The following is a 17,032-nucleotide window of genomic DNA, read 5'->3' on the forward strand; positions in this document are numbered from 1 at the left end:
AGGGAGGGTGATTATAGCCCCTCCGGAGAGCCCGAGGCGCGGGCGCGCATGCGGGAAACGAGGATCGAGACGAGGAGCCCATGGCGAACGGGCACGGCCGTCCCGCGCCGGCACTCCACCCAGGCGAGGGGCGGGAAATCCAGGTTCATGAAGCCGTTGCGGATGCACCCCTCGATCCGCTCGAATTCCTCGAGACGGATCGTGCCGGCATAGTTCCGGCCCAGGAGGGCATCCTCGACGATCACCACGGCCCGGAAGGGCTCGCGGTCGTCGACCCGGAGGATGGGGAGCGCGTCCGTGGTTGCCATCAGTCGAACAGGTTGACCCAGTAGGCGTTCAGCGTGCCATCGCCCTTGGGCAGTCCGAAGACGGCGACCTTGGCCCCGGCCGTGAGGTGGGAGGCCCACTGGGTATCCAGAACGATGGGGGTCACGGTCACGACGCTGCCGATCTTCTTGTATTCGGTAACCACGGTCAGGGTCTGCAGGCCGCCGTTGGTGAGGCTGCCCAGGTTCACCGTCAGCGGAACAGGGGCCGCGGCTCCCTGGGGCGTGTAGCTCACCACCATCTGGCCGGAGGCGTACGGGGTGGTGATGGATTGGAGGGAGGAGGACAGCGCCGCGGGGATGAAGACGGCGTCGCGGGAGACCCAGGCGCCGTTCGTCCAGTCCAGGCTGCTCACAACCTGGGAGCGGGGTCCTGACGCGGGCATGGCCTGGGCGATGAAGGCATTGACGTCGGTGGAGGCGGCGTCGGGGTGAAGGGCGTTCCACCAGGAGAAGGCTGTTCCGAAGCCCAGGGTGTGGACCTCAGGGGTCGTGGTGATGACCTTGCTCACCGTGAACCCGGTGGCGGAGGCGGCGGTGACGTCGCCCTCGTAGGTGCCCCGTTCGATGGTGACGGTGGCGGCCACCATCGGGGCCGTATTGGGGTTGACCGCGGTGACCTGGAGTTTGAAGCCCTTGGCGAGGTTTGCCAGGAACGCGGGGCCCGTGCCGATGGGGGTGGCGCCGGCCTGGTAGTAGAACTGCGTGGCGGCGTCCACCCCGAAGACGGCCGGGATCCCGGTGGCCCTGAGGATCGTGAACCGGGCGTTGGCGGTGTCGACGTTCGTCACGTGGCCCGCGGGGGTCCAGGTGATCAGTTTGCTGGCATCGGCGGAGTACGCGATCCTCACCGCGGTGAGGGTGCCGTCGCCGTTGATTCGGGCAGTGGCAAGCAGGGCCTTCGGGGCCGTCAGGGCCGCGGGTACCGTGAGGGAGGACACGGCCGTCACAGGCAGGGTGTCCAGATCGTAGAACACCGCGGGGGTGGTGGCGTCCAGCAGCAGCCCGCGGGTATAGCCGTAGACGGTCTTGAACTGCAGCGATTTGGCGTCTGCGGCCACGGAGGCCACGGTGCCACGTACCGGGCGGATGCCCGCCTGGACCAGGGTCCTGACCCCGTTTTCCAGCATCTGCCGGATCTGGAACTCGACGTTATAGACCGTGTTTCCGCCCAGGCCGTGGGCCACGATGAACTGCGGGTGTGCCAGGTTGAAGTCGGCCTGCACGGAAGTGGCCTGGCCCGCCACCACGGTGACCGGCGTGCTGAGGAGGACGGACACGACTGCGTTGCCGGTGGCGGGGTCCACGCCCCGCACCGCGATCTGGCTGGCGGGAATGGCGGTGGTGGATCCGGCGGGGACGAGGGTGATGTTGGAGGGGCTTCCGTCCACTTCCACCACGAGCCGGTCGTAGGTGCCCGGGGGGATCTGGGCGCTGTTGAGCAGCTCGGAGACGCCGTCCAGGTCCACCAGATTGAGGGTCTGGCCCGCGGTGGCGCCGTCGTAGAGGACGGCGCCGCCGGCCACGGTGGCGCCTACGGGCACCAGGGTGGCCTTTCGCACAATGACGCCAATCTGGGACCAGCTATCCACCGGGGCGTCGGTGACCAGAAGGCTGACCGAACCAGTGGTGGCTGCCGGAGGAGGCGCGGTCGTGGAGGCGGTGTTGCCGCCGCAGGCCGTGGCGAGGAGAAGCGGGCCGCAGATGGCCAGCAGGAGGATCGGGGTTCGCATGGGGGCTCCTTGGATGGGGGCTACTGGCCCAGGAAGTAGTTTCGGAGGCCGTCGAACCGGGTCTGGGCCTCGCTGATGAAGCCCAGGGCCTTGGTTCTCTGGGCGGGGGTGAGGACGGGATCGAGCTCGCCGACCACCTGGTGGATCTCCAGGAGCACTTGGGTCCCGGCGGTGGCGGTGGCCTCCTGGAGGCCGAGGATGTCCTGGGTGGAGGTGCCGGGGTCCAGGCACGCCGTCACCATCCGCCGGCGCGCATCGTGGAGGGCGTTGGCCTTGGCCAGCAGGGCCGGGCGGTGTTTATCCAGGATGAGTCGCACGGCCTGTTCCTGGTCGGCGGTGAGATCCAGGCGGCGGGCGAGGAAGGCCGTGGCGTCGGTGCGGGACACCACGGGGAGGGAGAGGACCAGGGCCGGGACGGCCAGGAGGGATGGCAGGAGGGTGGCCATGATGGGCTCCTTCAGTGGGAGGTGGCCAGGCCCGCGGGGTCCGTAGGGGACCCGGCCCGGGACTGGGCGAAGGTGGGCACGGCGATAAGGGCGAGGGCAGCGAAGATGGCGAGGGCGCGGGTCATTGGCCGGCTCCTTGGGTGGATGGGGGAAAGGTCCCGGCCATGGCCCAGCCGTGGACGGGGGAGGTCTGGGCCTGGGGCCACAGGGCGGAGAGGTAGGTGCGGATGCCTTCGAGGCGCGCCGAGGCGTCCTCCCGGTACTGGGCGGTCCGGGCGAGCTGGGCGGGGTCCAGGATGGTCTCGATCTCCCGGCTGGCTCCGTCGACTTCCCGCATCAGGCGGTCGGTGAGTTCCTGGACATACCCTTTGGCTGCCAGCAGGGTGCCGGGTGAGGACTGGAGGCTCACGCAGTCATCCACCATGCGGCGGTGGGAATCCCGGAGGCGGCTTGCCAGAGCCGCCAAGCGCGGCTTCCGGGCTTCGAGAATCCGGCGCAGCGCCGCCTCCTGGTCCGGTGTGAGGTCCAGCCGGGACCCCAGGAAGAGGACCGAGGGATCCTGGCGGGCATTGGCCAGGGCCGTGATGAGGGCGGGAATGGCCAACAGGGGCCGGTTTTCGCTCATGGTGATCTCCCTTCGCTGCCTGAATTAGACGGCGGAAGGAAGGACGGCGCCGGCGGATCGCCGGAACTGGCGGCCCCCTGGGTCGAACTGACTTTCCAGGGGGTCGAACTTCCCTCTTTGAGATCAGGTCAAGAACACAGGTTCTCTTGACAAGGGAGCGGCGCGCCTTAGCCTGTGAGTGAGCACTCACACGCAGGTCTCTATGTCCCCCTCCGATACCCGTGAATCCCTCTTGAACGCTGCCGCCGACCTTTTGGCCGGAAGCGGCCTGGGGGAAGCCACGACCCAGAAGGTCGCCCGCGGGGCCGGAGTGGCCGAAGGCACCATCTACCGGCACTTCGCCTCCAAGGAGGCCCTGCTGGAGGCCGTTTTCGCCCGGGCCTGGGTGCGTCTCAACGAGGCCATGGAGGCGGGCCTCCCTTCCCGCGCGGAACCCGAGGCCCGCCTGCGGGCCTACCTGGGCACCACGCTGGCCGTCATGGGTTCCCATCCGCAGGAGACGGCCTTGCTGCGCGTGGAATTCTCCTACCTGATGGCTGGCGAGGCCTGCCCAGTCCCGCCTGGCTCCCTCCAATTCGTCCGGATCCTGGAGGAGAGTATCCGCCTTGCCCAGGAGGCGGGGAAGGCGCGCCCCGGGCTGGATCCCGCCGTGGCCGCCACCTTCATCTACAACGGGGTCTCCAAGACCTGGGCCACCTTGAGGGCGGGCCCGGACCTGCCCCGCGTCGTCGCCGGCCTCCAAGGCTTTCTGGACGCCGCCCTTTTCCCGTAGCAACTCGCCCAGTTCTGGGCCGAAACCGCCCTGCCGGAGGTCTGCCTTGACCGATTTCTTCGATGCCGTTGATTCCCGGAGATCCATCCGGGCCTTCCTGCCCGATCCCGTTCCCGCGGAGGTGCTGGACCGCTGCCTGGATGCCGCCCTGAAGGCCCCCAGCACCAGCAACCTCCAGCCCTGGCGCTTCGTCCTCCTGCAGAGCCCGGAGGCCAGGGCAGGGGCCGTGAAGGTGTGCCTGGGGCAGGCCCCCGCGGCCTCCGCCCCGCTCCTGGTGGCGCTGGTGTGCGCCCCGGACTCCTGGCGCCGGAACCGCGACGAGGTTGTGCGGATCCTCGCGGCCCGCGGGGACCTCCGTAAGGGGCTGGACACCTACTACAACCGCCTGATCCCGTTGGTCTACCTTCACGGCCCCCTAAACCTGCTGGGGTGGTGGAAGCCCGCCGCGACATGGCTGACAAGCTTCTTCCGGCCGTTCCCGACGCTCCTGACCCGCACCGGCGTCAGGGTCGGCGCCCAGAAGACCACCGCCCTGGCCGCCGCCACCTTCATGCTGGCCCTGCGCGCCGAAGGCTTCGATTCCTGCCCCATGGAAGGCTTCGACAACCGCCGCGCTGCGAAGTTGTTGGGATTGAAGGGCGAGGAGGAGGTCTGCATGTTCCTGGCAGTGGGAAAGCGCGCTCCGGACGGGATCCGCTTCGAGCGCGCTCTGCTGCCCCGGGACTGGACAGTTCAGACCATCTGACGGGGGCCGATGCTGTTCCGCCTTACCAGGCTAACCAAGCTGATCGCCAACCTGCCGTTCACGGGCCCCCGATTGCGGGACCTGACCGCAAGCAGGACGTTCCTGGACTTTTCAATTCAGCAAGGTAGGCGGGACTTTGGACCGCTTTTGTAGTGCACCGAAATTGTCGGTTTATCCCTGTCGTGTCAACCGGTGTAGTCCGTCATGAATGCAATTCGTGCCGCCTCGTTGGGTGAGCAACCCTTGAAAGATTTGCAAGTCTTGTACTTCTGCCCCCAGGCCACTCCGTATTCCACCGGGGTAGCGGATTAAACATTGCGGTTTGAAACCGCTGCGTTCACGGTGCACGCACTTTGGAATCCTTGCCCGGGGATGCACGCAGCCATCGTTTCAGTCAAGTCGTCGGGTCCCTGCCTGCTCCACCCTCAAAGCAGCGACCTGACCATCATCGAAAGGGTGGGGGCATGGGTTCAAGGTTGGGCCAGGAATGCGGTGGCGAGGGCGTCGCCGCACTTGGCGCCGGATGCATTCCCGGACCCGATTAGGGTGACCTTGAGCGCTCGGTGCCTTCCAGCCAAGACAGGGTGGCCATCCCGGAGGAGGAATTCAGTGGTGGTGGAATTGTTGTTGAGCCCCGTAAGCACAAGCGCCCCATGGGTGCCCTTGTCCGCCAGAACGTAGATGATCAGTTGGTAGCCTGGGCGCTGGTCTGGGGGCACCTCCGCGACGGGGGCCACTGGCTTGGTCGGAGCGGGCGCTGGGGCCTCTCCAAGCAACTCCGCCCGGATCGCTGCCTTTCGGGCTTCCTGGCGGGTTTGGGCCTGCTGCGCGGCCTCCTCCAGGCTCAGCTTGGCCTTGTCGGCTTCGTACCGATCCTTATCGGCCTGGTTCCCCGCCGCGTCCGCAGTGAGCCTTTGATTGACCATCTGGTCCAGGGCGGCCGGATTGGCCTTGAGCAGCATGGCCATCCCGAATTGCCGAGTTGGAGCCTGGCTGGGCGCCCCCCCACCTCGACTGAGCGCGGCCAATTGAGCCATGGGTGTGCCATCCTGTGCCACCACCCCGCCTGCGGGCATTCTGGTTCGGATCCCCATGGTGCCCAGGGCCCTTCGGAAGGTATCCACGACGGGGTTCTGGGTCAGGCCGGCGATGTCGTTCGACATGCCCTCATGGGCGGCGAACTCCGCCACCGTCAGAGTCAAGCCTGCCTGTTTGAGGCCCGCCAAGTCGAAAGCTGGGTCCAGAAAGACCCAATCACAGGCGGTTCCTTTTGGGGTGGGCTGCATTTTCGCGTGGAGGTTGAACTTCACGTTCAATAGGCCCTTCGGCTCTTTCGAGAAGTCCGTCGTTTCGGCGAAGCTCGCTGGGGTGGCCGTTGCGGGCGAACCGACGACCAGCATAGAAAGCGCGAGGGTGGATGCGGAAAGGCGGGAAAACATGGCCAACTCCTGGGTGGTCTTAGAGAATGGGAGACCGGGGTCACGGGTAATTAGGTGGCGCGGAGAACCCCTTCACCAGGCTGGAACGGGCGTGGTGGCCACCTTACCGCCCAGGGATTTGATGCGCTGGGCCCACCGGGCCAACTGCTCGATGGCGGCCTTTTCCTCCGCGCCGTTGAAGGCGATGCTCTTGATCGGCGGGTACAGGTTCAGGGTGAGGCCGGCCTCCACGAACGCCTTGTCTGCGGCCCAACTGAAGGAGTCCGGTTCGTCAGACCGCAGCCACAGGCCCTTGGCTTGGTGATCGCGGTACGCATCCGCGAGGCTCGGCAGTTCCCGTGCGCCGCCAAAGTCGAACTCGCTCGCCCCGATGAACCCGTCCAAGATCCGGTCCATGTGGGCCAGGTCAAGATTTCTCGCCTTACCAACCAGGATGGAGTTCGGGGTGAACACCAACCACAACGGGCCCGTCTGGAGTTCTCCATAGTAACCTCGGGTTCGGGCGCGCTCGAAGGGTTGGATCGCCATACTCCCCATGAAGGGCCGCGGCTCCAGGGTAAGGCCAATCCACGCATCGCCCCATTTGACGCCCCTGAAGGGAACCACCCACTCCGTCCCCGGGAATTTCAGGGTGCCATTGATTTCATTCGTTCCGTAGGCGACACAAGCCACCATGGACTGCATTACCGGGAAGTCCGCGGTGATCTGGGGACCGAGGGTGGTCCGGGGAAATTTGACCGCCGGCCCCCGCTCGAAACCCCATGCTTTGAAGGATCGGGCGATGAACGTCTCGTCTACTCGGTCCAGGGTATACAGTGCCGAATCGAAGGCAAACCTCCATCGGGTGTCCGCCTTTTCTCCGTCTACCCACTTTTGGCCACGGTCGATGGACATCTGGGGGCCGGCCTTGGTAGCGCGGATCAACAGGATGGGGGACTCCACCACCGAGCGCTGGTCAAGCACACTTTTGGAGGTGACCCTGTAGACGTTGATCTCCTTGCCGCCCTCGATCCACATGCTGGGAGGGCTGTCGGGGAAGGGATGCTTAAGGCGTTCGCGCCAGTCCTTGGGGACGGGTGGGATGCGGGTGAACGTCGCTTCCCGGAGTTGGACCTTCTGGGTTCCAGTCAAATCCCGAATGTACAAAAGTGCCCGCGGTGTGATCCCCTGGTCGGCATGGGTGGTGGCGGGTAACTTGACATCCCCCTTCGCCGCTTTGGCGCGTGGCGGCGCTCCGCCCAACATGCCGACAAGGACAAGCGAAATTGAGATGGCGCGCAGCGGGATCATGGGGAACTCCATGGGGATTGGGGCTGGATGTGAAGGTTCAGGTAGAAATGAGAAGAACTAAGAACCAAATCTTTGAAGGAAATCAGAGGGCTCCATTAGGTTGATGCGGATGCCGATCTATTTACAGGCAGGGGGCTGTCCAGGGCCCTTCCTGCATATGAGTGATAACGGAGTTGCCTCTTGCTGAAGATTTAACGGGGATTGGTATGGATCGAGGTTGCCACGGGGTTCAGTGTCATTTCAAGAAGAACTTAACGTTTATGCGTATGAACGTGATTATTTGTTGGTGTCAGGCACTTTGGAGAGCATTCCTCCAAAGGGGTCTGGCGTGGCTCAGAAAAAGAAGGAAGACCAGTGGGTTCCGATCACCGCTCGGATCAGTCCCGATTCCGCCGTTCGCTTGCGCGTGAACGCCGCCCGGCGGGGGATCCCTTTTGGCCGTGTCTTGGACGAATTGATCCAGGCTGGGCTTCAGCCGGAAAAGCCCCTGCGGGGTCCAGGCCTGGTCCCCAAGACCGCCGTGCCTTGGACCGTCGAGCGATTGGGAAAAGCATTAGGGGACCTTGGCATCACACAGGCGGCGTTCTCCAGGGAATTGAAGCTGTCGCAGAAAGCCGTCAACAACTGGTTCTTGAAGGGCGAGATCCCGCCCCGAAGGCAAATGGAAATTGAACGTGCGATTGCAGCATTGAGGAAAGCCTAGGGGCCACGCAGGATGTCCTGAATCAGCGGAGCACGGAGCACTTCGTGGGCGAGGAGCAAGTCCACCAATTGCCTCCATTCATGCTCATTCAGGATGAGCGTTTCTTCCGCCAAAGTGATCCCTTCAGAGATCCAGACCTTGACGCGTTCCTGGACCTGGGTGGCAAGGGCCGGGGTAGAAGCGAGGATCTCCTCAGAAATCGAAATGACACCGATTACCGGGTCGAATCCGAAGGTGATGATGGCACGCCTGGCTAGGTGGGAGGCGCGCTCCAAGTCGGAACTACAGCCTGCGGTTATGGCTTCAGAGCTGCGGGACACCATTGCCTCTCCGGCCCTCCCAGCCAAGAGGATTGCGAGATCTTCTCGAATAGATCGGGGGGTGGGCAGCCCACCATCGCCCTGGACGGCCTGGGTGATTCCTCCAGTGCCGTTTGCCCTGGAGATGATGTCCAGCCGCGTGATTTTGGAGTCAGGGCGGAGCTTGGCTTGGACGACCGCATGGCCAGCTTCGTGGGCTGCGCAAATGCGCCGGTCCTCGGTCCTCTCTTTGCGCGAAGAACGGGGCCCCAACTGTGTCCATTCGAGCGCCTGCTCGAGGTCTGCCTGAGTTATTTCGTGCCGCCCATCCCGGAGGGCCCATTGGACGGCCATCCGCACGAGGCCATGCAGGTCAGCAGCGCTGGAGCGGAACGAACGCTGGGCTAGATCCGGGAGGTCCAGGGATCCATGGGTGGGAAGATGGGAAAGGACGTTTCGCAGAATGGCTTCTCGCTCCTCCACGCCCGGAAGCTCTAACGGGATAAGGCCGTCGAACCGCCCAGGGCGCAGTAGGGCAGGGTCCAGCAACTCGGGATGGTTCGTCGCGGCAAGCACCAGCAAGGGCCGCTCTCGTTGCTGGAGGCCATCCATGGCTGTAAGGAGCGTGGTCACGCACCGGTGGGTGTCGGCGTCCATCGCTGTGGAACGTGAGATCCCAATGGCATCCAGTTCGTCCAGGAAGAGTACGGCGGGTGCGTGCCGCGCCGCCTCCTGGAAAAGCTCCCGGAGTCGGACCGATGCTGTGTCGCGGTACCGGCTGGCGAGGTCGCCCGGCGTCGCGGAGAAGAACGGCAAGTGGCTTTCGGCGGCCAGCGAGCGGGCAAGTGAGGTTTTCCCGCAACCCGGGGGACCGGTCAGGAGATAGCCCTTAGGCACCGGAAGGCTCCCATGGTTTTCCTGCAGAAGACGCACGGCCACCCGGAGGAGGGACTTCGCGTCCTCAAGCCCTACGAGCTGGTCAAAGCCGCCCTGCGGGAATTCCATCGCATGGGGTCGGCTTCCGGGAGCAGGACAGGGGGCCTCACGCGTCTCCTTGGCTTTACTTAAGCGGAGGATGAGATCGCCATCCTCTCGGACCAGGGGAAGGAAGTGTGGGGTCACGGTTGTCCCCGCCCGGGCCTGCTCCCGGAACACCCAATCCAAGCGGAGGCTGTCGAGGAAGCGGCCCACGGCCTCCCTGTCCCGAGGCGAACACCAGGTCCAAGCGGCCGCCGGCCGGTGGAAGGCCACCATCTGCCTTTTGACCCTGGGCGAAGCCATGGCCAGGACTGGGACGCCAACGAGACGGTCCAACCACTGGGGCTCACATCGCCGCGGCAGATGCAGCAAGACCGCATCAATCCTCCCAAGGGACGGCTGGTCTCCACCGTTGGCTTCCGGCAATTCATGGAACCGAAGGGCCCTTGCGCCCAGAGCCGCCTTGAAGGGTGCGAGCGATCCCCGCGTGGCTATCCGCAGGGGGACCGCGTCCAACTTTGCCTTGGCCAGGGCCCGTTCGGCGGGGCCTGCGGTCACGCGCAAAGTGGTTGCAGGTCGTTGACCCATTAGCTCGAGCAGGTCGGGAACAAGCCTGGAGGCGAAGACGTCGCCTTGGGCTTCCGCCTTGCGGGCATCGAGTTCGCGGCTTTCCGCCAGGAGGCAGAGGAGGGCTTCCTCCCTTCCCAGCTCAAGCTTGGGCAGTTTCAGGGCCTCGAGCTTCCGCCGTGCGGAGCGCATGAAAACCTCAATCAGATCCGAGCCAGTGAGACGGCTCATGGCAAGGACAAAGCCCTTGGCGAGGCGCGATACCAGCTCAGGTGAAAGGATGCGCCTCCCCTGGGCCTCCTCGTCACGGGAAGGCTCGCTGGCCTCGTCCAGGAGCCTGAGGAGTTGCGCTCGGCTCCAGGTTCTGGGCTTGTCCTCCCGGAAAAATTCCTGACCCAGGTTCGACGTGATCATGATCCAGCAGCGGCTGAAATCGATGTCCTGCCCATGGAAGTTGTCGCGAGCTGAGCCATGGTCCAGGAGGCCGAGGATGGCCTGGAGGAAGGCCGGGTTCGCCTTTTCTAGCTCATCCAGGAGGATCACCGAGTCCGGATTATTTTTCACGAAATTCGTCAACAGCCCTGGTTGGGCGTCCCGGTAGCTGGGCGAAAAACCGAAAAGCTGGTCATGGGAATAGTCGGCGGAGTAGGTCCCGACGTCGATGACCAAGAACCCATGGGTGCCTTCGATGGCTTCCAGCCCAGTTGCGAAACTCCGACACAGGCTGCTCTTCCCGGTTCCTGGCGGGCCCAGCAGGGTGAAGAGTCCCTTCGTTCCGAGCGAACTGGGGCAATGGAGGCTCTGGTAGTAGGCCTCGACGAGCACCTTGACCGGACCGTCCTGGCCCAGGATACGTTCCTGAAGATGCATGCGCATCGCCTCCTGCCGTTGCTTTGGCGAACTCTTGGAAGGTGCGGGGCTTTGGGACTGGGATTCTGGGCTTCGGACGGACCGTTGGGGCCTGTTCGACCGGCGCATTTCCTGCCCGATATAGGTGTCCGAGAGGAGAACGCCTTTGGCAAGGAGGTGAAGGTCAAAGTTCCCTTGTCCCTCGAAGGCTGCCTGAAGAACTTTCCTGGCGGAAGCATCGTAGGCCATCACCGCGGCGATTTTGTCCTCGGAAACCTTGGTCGCGAACTGCCAACGCTGGGCCAAGTCTGGCGGCCAGGAGATGGCCGTGCGGGGGCACCTGAAGATACCCTCAATGATAGTCTCCACCTGAGGCACTTCCTGGAGGCCGTAGAAACCTAGGGCAAGATCCTCGATGCTGAGGATGTCATGGCCTGAGGCGGTCGCACACCGCTTGGCAGCCTGAAAGAGCCGTTCCGTGGGGGAAGGTTCATTGCGCATGCTGGGCTCTGGGGAGGAAAGGTCAGATGAAGTTGGGCAGGACCTTGGATTTGGGAACGATGGCTTGCCGAAGAAGGTCTGCGCGTTCGCGGTGGGTTTGGAGTTGATCCTCCAGATTGCGAATTTCCGCGGTGATGGATTGCAAGGCAGGAGGGTCCTCCTGGATCAGGCTCTCGTCCCAGATTCCGTCCCGGATACGGATTCGGAGGTAGGCCATAGTGGGCACCAGAACGGCAAGGGAAAGATCCAGAATGGTTCTGTACGCCGGGTCGTCCTTGGGCGGGAGTTGCCGCGTCGGAAGATAGAGTTCCAGCCGTGGCGTAACCATGGGGCCGACTTGGGTGCTGATGAAGCGCAGCAAGCGGAAGCGACTCTGGACGCGCAGAAGGGCTCTCCAATCATCAGGAGAAGCAAATCCCCGTGCATCAAAGCGAGGGCCTTGGACGATGATCAGGCTGCCATCATCGGCGCAACACAGGTCCAACCTGGCTCCGTTCCCTTCGGGAAAGGGGCTCGGCGCCAATGCCGAAACCCAATCTCCGGTGGCCTCGAAAAGGAATCCCTGCGGGTCCTTGAGCCCCTGGAAGTGTTCAAGGAGCTTGCGAGTGAATTGGTTCATCGTGACCTCGCAGTTGAGTGGCGCGATCGACCTGGCCCTTCAGTTCGCCGCGGGAAGGGACAGCAGCAGGAACTCGAGGTCGGAATCCGAAAGGGGGGTCATTAGCAGCGTGTCCAGGATCTCCGACTGCGTCATGCCCATGGATAGCAGTTCGTTCAGGAGACACGGTCCGAAGGACTGGAAGCCGGTCGTCACGACCTCGGCCTCACAGACCGATACCACCCCGGAATCCCTGGTTTGGCAAGGCGTGGTGAAGTGCAGGTCGTGGCGCATCGGGGAACCTCCTGCGACCACTCTATCGGGCGGGGAAATGCAATATAAATCTAAGACATATCAACAATAAGCACGCGAGCCTCCCGGGGCCGCGCTGGATGGTTGAATGCGAGCCTCTCGCTCCTTGCCCACCCCGTTGAGACTTGGACCCCGTCCATCTCTCCCACCCTTGGGTGAAAGCCTTCGAAGGGGAAAGACACTCACCACCCCGCGCTGGTGGCAGCGATCACTGGGGTATTTGCCGGCGGCTTCATCAGGTGGCCGTGCGCGGCCTTCAGCGTATCAACAAGGGGGCACGCATGTGGACGGAGTTCATCCGCGAATTGGACGAAATGGACGGCCTTTTTCCGTGGTTGCCCAGTCAATGCCTACTCTGGATCACCGGTCCGAGCCCACAGTCAAGACGACACCGAAAGGTCATAGCCAGCGGTCGAAACACGTGGATCGCGTCCAGCCAAGGCTCTTTGGAGAAGATTTGGCCCTTGGAATACCTGGAGTATCCTTGACCAAAGCTTCAATCGTGCCTGACTGATTTCTGATAACAAGCGATAGCACCAAACCAACGAGGCACCTTATGTCCGATGGCCTTCACGACAGCACATGCTTCTGCCCGCCGTCCCCGTTCAAGGACAGCGAGATCGGGGAATGCCCGACCTGAAGGCGGCCCATGCGCCAAATTCGCTGCATCATCGCAGGACACCCCGTCACTTCCAACTGGTGCGACCGCTGCCACACATCTCCCGTCATACCCGAACCCCGGGTTCCCATCCCTGAAAGAAAGCCTGCCTCATGCGGGGTCTGCGGGGGGTGGGGTGGGCACAAGGAAGACTGCTGGGCCGCAACCGACTGCCCGTTCTGACAAAGCATTCGCCCAGGCGCCTTTGGCGCGAACAAACGTTCCCAGCACTCCACCTTTCTGGTTTCAACTTCACCAAGGAGCCCCAATGACCACGGACCCTTTCATCCTGGATCTTCTCCATCACCCCGAGAAAGCCGAGGCGGTAATCGCGTCATCCGACCCCAAAAGTCTTGCCATCATTCTGATCTCTCTCCGCCTTGCAGAACAGAATAGCGTCCACGCCAACGCCGCTTCTCTTGTGGAACTCTTTTCCGCCAGGGTTGCTGAGCAGCCAAAGAAACCTCCCAGAGAGTGTGAATAATGTGGGCTCACGGAACAATACTTCGAGTCCTCTGAAGGGACCATCGGAACCGATCAGTAGCCACTCCGCCAACAAGCGCTACCACAACCCAAACCAATTGGAGACACTATGAAAACGACGGTCATTCTCAACACTGTCCTCGGCTCTGACTCTGCGAACTCATTCCTCAAGCAGTTCAAAAATGAACTCGATCTGCCATTCGTTCCGACCCCTGGCCAGGATCTTTCTCCGGTTGTCTGGCTCAAATTCCGGGTTAGTGAGGTGGTCTACGACATCCAGGCGAATTCCGTCGAGGTGACCGGCGAACACTGCGCGGGATTCGACCGGGAAGGGCACGACCTGGAGCATATCGCCAGCACCATGGCCCAGGCTGGGTGGCAGGCAATCTAGGAACAAGCGTTCCCGACATCATCGACACCCTATCCATAGAGGAGACCCGTATGACCCATAAAACGCCTAAGCCCTTCAAGCCGTTTTCGAACCGCCCAAAAAGTTCCACCAAATCTGGGTTTACTTGGAAACCGGGGACATATGAAGACGTGCTCAATATCCTTGAAAAGGCTTACAACGGAGGGATGCCTCAACCTGTTGTTGCCGCCATCACCTACTTTGCAGAAGCGATGCACGGGCTCGAATGTCCCGCTCCCTCCTGGGACCAGAAGTCCTTATACCGGGTTGCACTGGTCGGAGCCAATTTGGCGCTCCAGAGAAAGACAGTGGAGAGTGCGGGTGCTTGGGAGATGGACCCCCATTGGATCGCCCTCAATCCTAATCTCAAGCCACTATTCCCTATCGCCTAACCACCGGCCGGAATCAAGCGTTCTCAGTTTAAGGAGGTCCATAATGGCCAAGCCGACACGAGACTCGGAATGGCGCAAAGATGCCGTCGATTACCTCCGGAAGTATGTTCCGCACAAGCAGAGACAAGAGATGGACGGAACCAAACTGTTTATCTTCTGGAGTGAACACAGGAAGACGATCCCATATTTCCCGGGATCGGGGGACCCTTGGCAGTCGTTCCACTCCGCCTGCTCCAGATACATTGGCCCCACCGCTTACATGTGATGCTCGTTGCCCTGGCCACCAAAGAAAGAACAAGCTGTTTTCTGACCCCCACCAAGCGGAGAGCACCATGCAGAAATCCGAGACAGGGAAGATCGTTGGCTCAATTGAGGTGGATGAACCCCTCGTGCTTTCAGGCATGGTGACTGGCAATGTGCGCGTTGTCAGAGGGGGGAGGCTAACTCTCAATGGAATGGCATGTTCTGGGGTCACTGTTGAAGAGGGAGCGTGGGCAATGTTGAATGGGACGGTGAAGGGTGGGGTGGTGAACAACGGGGGGGAAATCAGCATCACTGGCACGGTTCACGGCGTGGTTGTCAAGAAGGCCGGGACGACTGTCATTCAATCTTGCGCCGTCATTAAGCCCTGATTCCAAGCGAGACCACCAATCAGATTGACGAAGCCGGATCCGAAGTCGTTCACAATCGTCCAAAGGAGAATCCCATGGCCGAAAGAGTGATAAGCCGGGAAGAAATTGCGTTGTCTGTTTTTGCTGGGATGGTGGCCGCCTCGGCAGGAGATGCCGAGGGGGGAATTCAGTTTTTCAACCATCCCAAGTTCGCGGCCGCCAGACGTAAAACGGCCTGCGAAACGGCATTCAGCCTAGCGGATGATTTCATCCGTGAACGCGATCAGCAATCCAAGTAATTCCCATTTGGCAATAGACGGCAACATGCAGCAAATATCAATTTGCGCGAAAGGGCCATGGTGATTAATCGTATGCCAGCATCAGAAATTGCCAGGGGCCCCGCCGAGGAATGCGAACTTATGGGTAAGCGCCTCGAAGCTTTGCATGCCAAGGGGGAGTTCGAGCGCGGGTTCAAAGCTCTTGTCGATGGTGGGCCGGAAACAGGGCCCGTGTCTGTTTCAAACATCGGCTACATAGGTGATTCCCTTCTGCGATTCTGGGCAAGACGTTCGGTGTCTGTCCCATCGTTGGGGCCATGCCGCTCGACTACAGCGCCCTGCGCAAACGGGTCGAGAAGCATCCCGAACTCGATCGGCACCTCCAGAAAGGTCGGGGCCACGGCAGGCGCAGGCCCCGTTCGCCGTTCGAGTTTCTTGCGCACGCAGCCAGACATAATCAAACCCGGTGGCCCTGGCGATCCGGCATACGCCGGAGCCACGGCCAGTCGTACGGCGGTCTCCCAGATCTCTGTGGACATCGGTGTCCCAGGACCAGCCTTGGTTGGCCGCCATTCCTGGACCTCCATCCGCAGAAAGTCCACCTCCTCCAGAAACGGGTCTGTATTGCTCTTCCCCATCTCGAGTGCCTCCCGTCTTGAGAATCCAGTTCCGGGAATCGAGGGTCACTTGCGGATGGCTGGGCCTGGTTTTCTGTACCAGATACGTGGCGCCTTCTTCTGGAACACGCTAGCCACCCATTCGTGAAGAAGGTGGCCATAATGCTCCTCAATCATCCGGGTCGATTTGTGCCCAAGAGCGCGGGACACCAGAACAGGGTCCATTCCTGCCTTGAGGAGGGAAATGGCAAATGCGTGCCTGAGTTCATGGAAAATGACGGGTTCAATCCCCGCTGCCACGACAGCCTCCCTGAAGGGTTTTGCGTGGTGGTTTAATCCCCAAGGAGTGCCATCAGCCTTGAGAAAGACTCGGTCGTTCGGTTTACGACCTTTGATCTGGATTTCCAGGAATGTACACGCATCCTTGGAGAGCGGGATGCTGGCAGGGCCTCCACCCTTTGTCTCCGGCAGGGACAAGGAATGGGTTTTCAGAAGAACCTTCGACACGCGGAGGTTGGCCAATTCGCTGTAACGTGCTCCCGTCAGGAGTGCTCCCTGGACTAGTTCCTTGAGGCCAGGGCCGCAGGCAACGATTAACTTTCTCTGCTCTTCGATCGAAAGCTCCCGGTCGCGCCTCACCCCAGCCTCAGGGAACTTGTTCACGCGCCGCCAGGGTTCGTCTATTGTGATGGGCTTCTTCTGGAGGCCTTGCTGGTGGGTAAGCGCGGCCTTGAGGATGGTCAGAACCCGGTTGGCAGTTGAGCGCCGAGCTTTCCTGGCATTCTTCAGCTTTTCCGTCTCCCCAAGGGGGATCTGTTGCCCGCCTGATTTGAAGCTGCCAGAATTGGTCATTTTTTGGGATTCGGCGATCTTCAGGTGCCAGGATGCAATTTGTCCCTTGGTCAGGTCGACAATGGGGACCTCACCAATTGGATTGCCAAGGATGTGGCAGGTCGCCATCTGTTTGGTGGCCTTCCAGGACTTGCCGTGATGCTCAAGCCACCCCAGGTAATTGTTCACGGCATCGGAGACCTTCAGGATCGATTTGAGTTTGACCGGGTTAGCCCAGTGATCTGCCGGGACCCCCTGGAACCGGGCTAAGGCCCGCGTCCTTGCCTGCTCATAGTCCAGGATCTTGATGCCGTCCGCGACGACTCCTCCCGTTTCAGCGAGGTCATCGGCAACCCCTAAGGCTTCCTGTCGCCGGCACGGTCTCATCTCCTTGTCCTGCATTCGGATCAGCCAGTGACCGCCCCGGATCCCCCGTCGATAGCCAAGGGCGAGGCCGGGGGTAACTGCCAGCCAGTAGGGGGCAGGGCGCTTCTTCAAGGCCAATCTAGCCTTAGGTGAATCCAATCTGAGGGGCTTGGTGGCCATAGGTTGGTCCTTCTTGAAAACGCT

18 protein-coding genes are annotated in these 17,032 nt (G+C 62.1%); 8 read left to right on the forward strand and 10 right to left on the reverse strand.

All coding sequences use genetic code 11. The features are described 5' to 3' along the window. Positions 1 to 11 precede the first annotated feature (11 nt). The 4 genes from R2J76_RS03615 to R2J76_RS03630 all read right to left on the reverse strand — a co-directional run bounded on the left by R2J76_RS03615 (position 12) and on the right by R2J76_RS03630 (position 3,130). Positions 12 to 308, reverse strand: a complete 297-nt coding sequence (locus tag R2J76_RS03615) for a hypothetical protein (protein ID WP_316414422.1) — start codon at positions 306 to 308, stop codon at positions 12 to 14. Next, positions 308 to 2,059, reverse strand: a complete 1,752-nt coding sequence (locus R2J76_RS03620; protein ID WP_316414423.1) for a DUF4382 domain-containing protein — start codon at positions 2,057 to 2,059, stop codon at positions 308 to 310. Before R2J76_RS03620 ends, R2J76_RS03615 begins: the two co-directional genes overlap by 1 nt. 20 nt (positions 2,060 to 2,079) lie before the next feature. After that, a complete protein-coding gene (locus R2J76_RS03625) occupies positions 2,080 to 2,505 on the reverse strand; it encodes a hypothetical protein (protein WP_316414424.1) in 426 nt (141 codons plus the stop codon). Between the two features lie 121 nt (positions 2,506 to 2,626). Beyond that, positions 2,627 to 3,130: a hypothetical protein gene (locus R2J76_RS03630; RefSeq protein WP_316414425.1), complete on the reverse strand. Its 504-nt coding sequence runs from the start codon at positions 3,128 to 3,130 to the stop codon at positions 2,627 to 2,629. A 232-nt stretch (positions 3,131 to 3,362) separates the two neighbouring features. On the opposite strand from R2J76_RS03630, the gene R2J76_RS03635 reads away from it, so the two are divergent. Both R2J76_RS03635 and R2J76_RS03640 read left to right on the forward strand, forming a co-directional pair. Beyond that, on the forward strand, positions 3,363 to 3,902 hold the full coding sequence (locus R2J76_RS03635) for a TetR/AcrR family transcriptional regulator (RefSeq protein ID WP_316414426.1): 540 nt from the start codon (positions 3,363 to 3,365) through the stop codon (positions 3,900 to 3,902). A 46-nt stretch (positions 3,903 to 3,948) separates the two neighbouring features. Continuing rightward, positions 3,949 to 4,647, forward strand: a complete 699-nt coding sequence (locus tag R2J76_RS03640; protein WP_316414427.1) for a nitroreductase family protein — start codon at positions 3,949 to 3,951, stop codon at positions 4,645 to 4,647. 470 nt (positions 4,648 to 5,117) lie between these two features. Here R2J76_RS03640 and R2J76_RS03645 read toward each other — a convergent pair whose 3' ends face one another. Both R2J76_RS03645 and R2J76_RS03650 read right to left on the reverse strand, forming a co-directional pair. Continuing rightward, a complete protein-coding gene (locus R2J76_RS03645) occupies positions 5,118 to 6,086 on the reverse strand; it encodes a hypothetical protein (RefSeq protein WP_316414428.1) in 969 nt (322 codons plus the stop codon). A 72-nt stretch (positions 6,087 to 6,158) separates the two neighbouring features. Beyond that, positions 6,159 to 7,376, reverse strand: a complete 1,218-nt coding sequence (locus R2J76_RS03650) for a hypothetical protein (protein WP_316414429.1) — start codon at positions 7,374 to 7,376, stop codon at positions 6,159 to 6,161. 328 nt (positions 7,377 to 7,704) lie between these two features. Between R2J76_RS03650 and R2J76_RS03655 the strand changes: the two genes are divergently transcribed. Further along, the gene (locus R2J76_RS03655) at positions 7,705 to 8,079 is read left to right on the forward strand and encodes a helix-turn-helix domain-containing protein (protein ID WP_316414430.1); all 375 of its coding nucleotides are present in this window, start codon (positions 7,705 to 7,707) and stop codon (positions 8,077 to 8,079) included. Here R2J76_RS03655 and R2J76_RS03660 read toward each other — a convergent pair. Genes R2J76_RS03660 through R2J76_RS03670 form a run of 3 tightly spaced genes read right to left on the reverse strand, consistent with a single transcriptional unit; the run spans position 8,076 to position 12,165 of the window. Then, the gene (locus tag R2J76_RS03660) at positions 8,076 to 11,273 is read right to left on the reverse strand and encodes an AAA family ATPase (protein ID WP_316414431.1); all 3,198 of its coding nucleotides are present in this window, start codon (positions 11,271 to 11,273) and stop codon (positions 8,076 to 8,078) included. The two genes, R2J76_RS03655 and R2J76_RS03660, sit on opposite strands and share 4 nt — an antisense overlap. Before the next feature lie 22 nt (positions 11,274 to 11,295). Further along, entirely contained in the window at positions 11,296 to 11,892 is a 597-nt protein-coding gene (locus R2J76_RS03665; protein WP_316414432.1) for a hypothetical protein, read from the reverse strand. A 39-nt stretch (positions 11,893 to 11,931) separates the two neighbouring features. Next, positions 11,932 to 12,165, reverse strand: coding sequence for a hypothetical protein (locus R2J76_RS03670; RefSeq protein WP_316414433.1), 234 nt, complete (start codon positions 12,163 to 12,165; stop codon positions 11,932 to 11,934). Positions 12,166 to 13,109: 944 nt separating this feature from the next. Here R2J76_RS03670 and R2J76_RS03675 point away from each other — a divergent pair. The 5 genes from R2J76_RS03675 to R2J76_RS03695 all read left to right on the forward strand — a co-directional run bounded on the left by R2J76_RS03675 (position 13,110) and on the right by R2J76_RS03695 (position 15,035). Then, positions 13,110 to 13,325 carry a hypothetical protein gene (locus R2J76_RS03675; RefSeq protein WP_316414434.1) on the forward strand — a complete coding sequence of 72 codons (216 nt, stop codon included), beginning with the start codon at positions 13,110 to 13,112 and terminating at the stop codon, positions 13,323 to 13,325. Positions 13,326 to 13,433: 108 nt separating this feature from the next. Further along, positions 13,434 to 13,715 (forward strand): hypothetical protein, encoded by a 282-nt coding sequence (locus R2J76_RS03680; RefSeq protein ID WP_316414435.1) that lies wholly within the window; start codon positions 13,434 to 13,436, stop codon positions 13,713 to 13,715. A gap of 50 nt (positions 13,716 to 13,765) precedes the next feature. Beyond that, positions 13,766 to 14,125 (forward strand): hypothetical protein, encoded by a 360-nt coding sequence (locus R2J76_RS03685; RefSeq protein WP_316414436.1) that lies wholly within the window; start codon positions 13,766 to 13,768, stop codon positions 14,123 to 14,125. A gap of 332 nt (positions 14,126 to 14,457) precedes the next feature. Further along, complete coding sequence (locus R2J76_RS03690) at positions 14,458 to 14,757, forward strand: hypothetical protein (protein WP_316414437.1); 300 nt, start codon at positions 14,458 to 14,460, stop codon at positions 14,755 to 14,757. 74 nt (positions 14,758 to 14,831) lie between these two features. Continuing rightward, entirely contained in the window at positions 14,832 to 15,035 is a 204-nt protein-coding gene (locus tag R2J76_RS03695) for a hypothetical protein (RefSeq protein WP_316414438.1), read from the forward strand. Positions 15,036 to 15,697: 662 nt separating this feature from the next. Here R2J76_RS03695 and R2J76_RS03700 read toward each other — a convergent pair. After that, positions 15,698 to 17,008 carry a tyrosine-type recombinase/integrase gene (locus R2J76_RS03700; RefSeq protein WP_316414439.1) on the reverse strand — a complete coding sequence of 437 codons (1,311 nt, stop codon included), beginning with the start codon at positions 17,006 to 17,008 and terminating at the stop codon, positions 15,698 to 15,700. Positions 17,009 to 17,032 lie beyond the last annotated feature (24 nt).

Source organism: Mesoterricola silvestris (genome assembly GCF_030295405.1).
In the GTDB taxonomy this organism is placed as follows: domain Bacteria; phylum Acidobacteriota; class Holophagae; order Holophagales; family Holophagaceae; genus Mesoterricola; species Mesoterricola silvestris.

What these genes read in the sequence shown, in the direction of transcription:
- R2J76_RS03615 (WP_316414422.1), bottom strand. Translation starts at nt 308, where the DNA reads ATGGCAACCACGGACGCGCTCCCCATCCTCCGGGTCGACGACCGCGAG.
- R2J76_RS03620 (WP_316414423.1), bottom strand. Translation starts at nt 2,059, where the DNA reads ATGCGAACCCCGATCCTCCTGCTGGCCATCTGCGGCCCGCTTCTCCTC.
- R2J76_RS03625 (WP_316414424.1), bottom strand. Translation starts at nt 2,505, where the DNA reads ATGGCCACCCTCCTGCCATCCCTCCTGGCCGTCCCGGCCCTGGTCCTC.
- R2J76_RS03630 (WP_316414425.1), bottom strand. Translation starts at nt 3,130, where the DNA reads ATGAGCGAAAACCGGCCCCTGTTGGCCATTCCCGCCCTCATCACGGCC.
- R2J76_RS03645 (WP_316414428.1), bottom strand. Translation starts at nt 6,086, where the DNA reads ATGTTTTCCCGCCTTTCCGCATCCACCCTCGCGCTTTCTATGCTGGTC.
- R2J76_RS03650 (WP_316414429.1), bottom strand. Translation starts at nt 7,376, where the DNA reads ATGATCCCGCTGCGCGCCATCTCAATTTCGCTTGTCCTTGTCGGCATG.
- R2J76_RS03660 (WP_316414431.1), bottom strand. Translation starts at nt 11,273, where the DNA reads ATGCGCAATGAACCTTCCCCCACGGAACGGCTCTTTCAGGCTGCCAAG.
- R2J76_RS03665 (WP_316414432.1), bottom strand. Translation starts at nt 11,892, where the DNA reads ATGAACCAATTCACTCGCAAGCTCCTTGAACACTTCCAGGGGCTCAAG.
- R2J76_RS03670 (WP_316414433.1), bottom strand. Translation starts at nt 12,165, where the DNA reads ATGCGCCACGACCTGCACTTCACCACGCCTTGCCAAACCAGGGATTCC.
- R2J76_RS03675 (WP_316414434.1), top strand. Translation starts at nt 13,110, where the DNA reads ATGACCACGGACCCTTTCATCCTGGATCTTCTCCATCACCCCGAGAAA.
- R2J76_RS03680 (WP_316414435.1), top strand. Translation starts at nt 13,434, where the DNA reads ATGAAAACGACGGTCATTCTCAACACTGTCCTCGGCTCTGACTCTGCG.
- R2J76_RS03685 (WP_316414436.1), top strand. Translation starts at nt 13,766, where the DNA reads ATGACCCATAAAACGCCTAAGCCCTTCAAGCCGTTTTCGAACCGCCCA.
- R2J76_RS03690 (WP_316414437.1), top strand. Translation starts at nt 14,458, where the DNA reads ATGCAGAAATCCGAGACAGGGAAGATCGTTGGCTCAATTGAGGTGGAT.
- R2J76_RS03695 (WP_316414438.1), top strand. Translation starts at nt 14,832, where the DNA reads ATGGCCGAAAGAGTGATAAGCCGGGAAGAAATTGCGTTGTCTGTTTTT.
- R2J76_RS03700 (WP_316414439.1), bottom strand. Translation starts at nt 17,008, where the DNA reads ATGGCCACCAAGCCCCTCAGATTGGATTCACCTAAGGCTAGATTGGCC.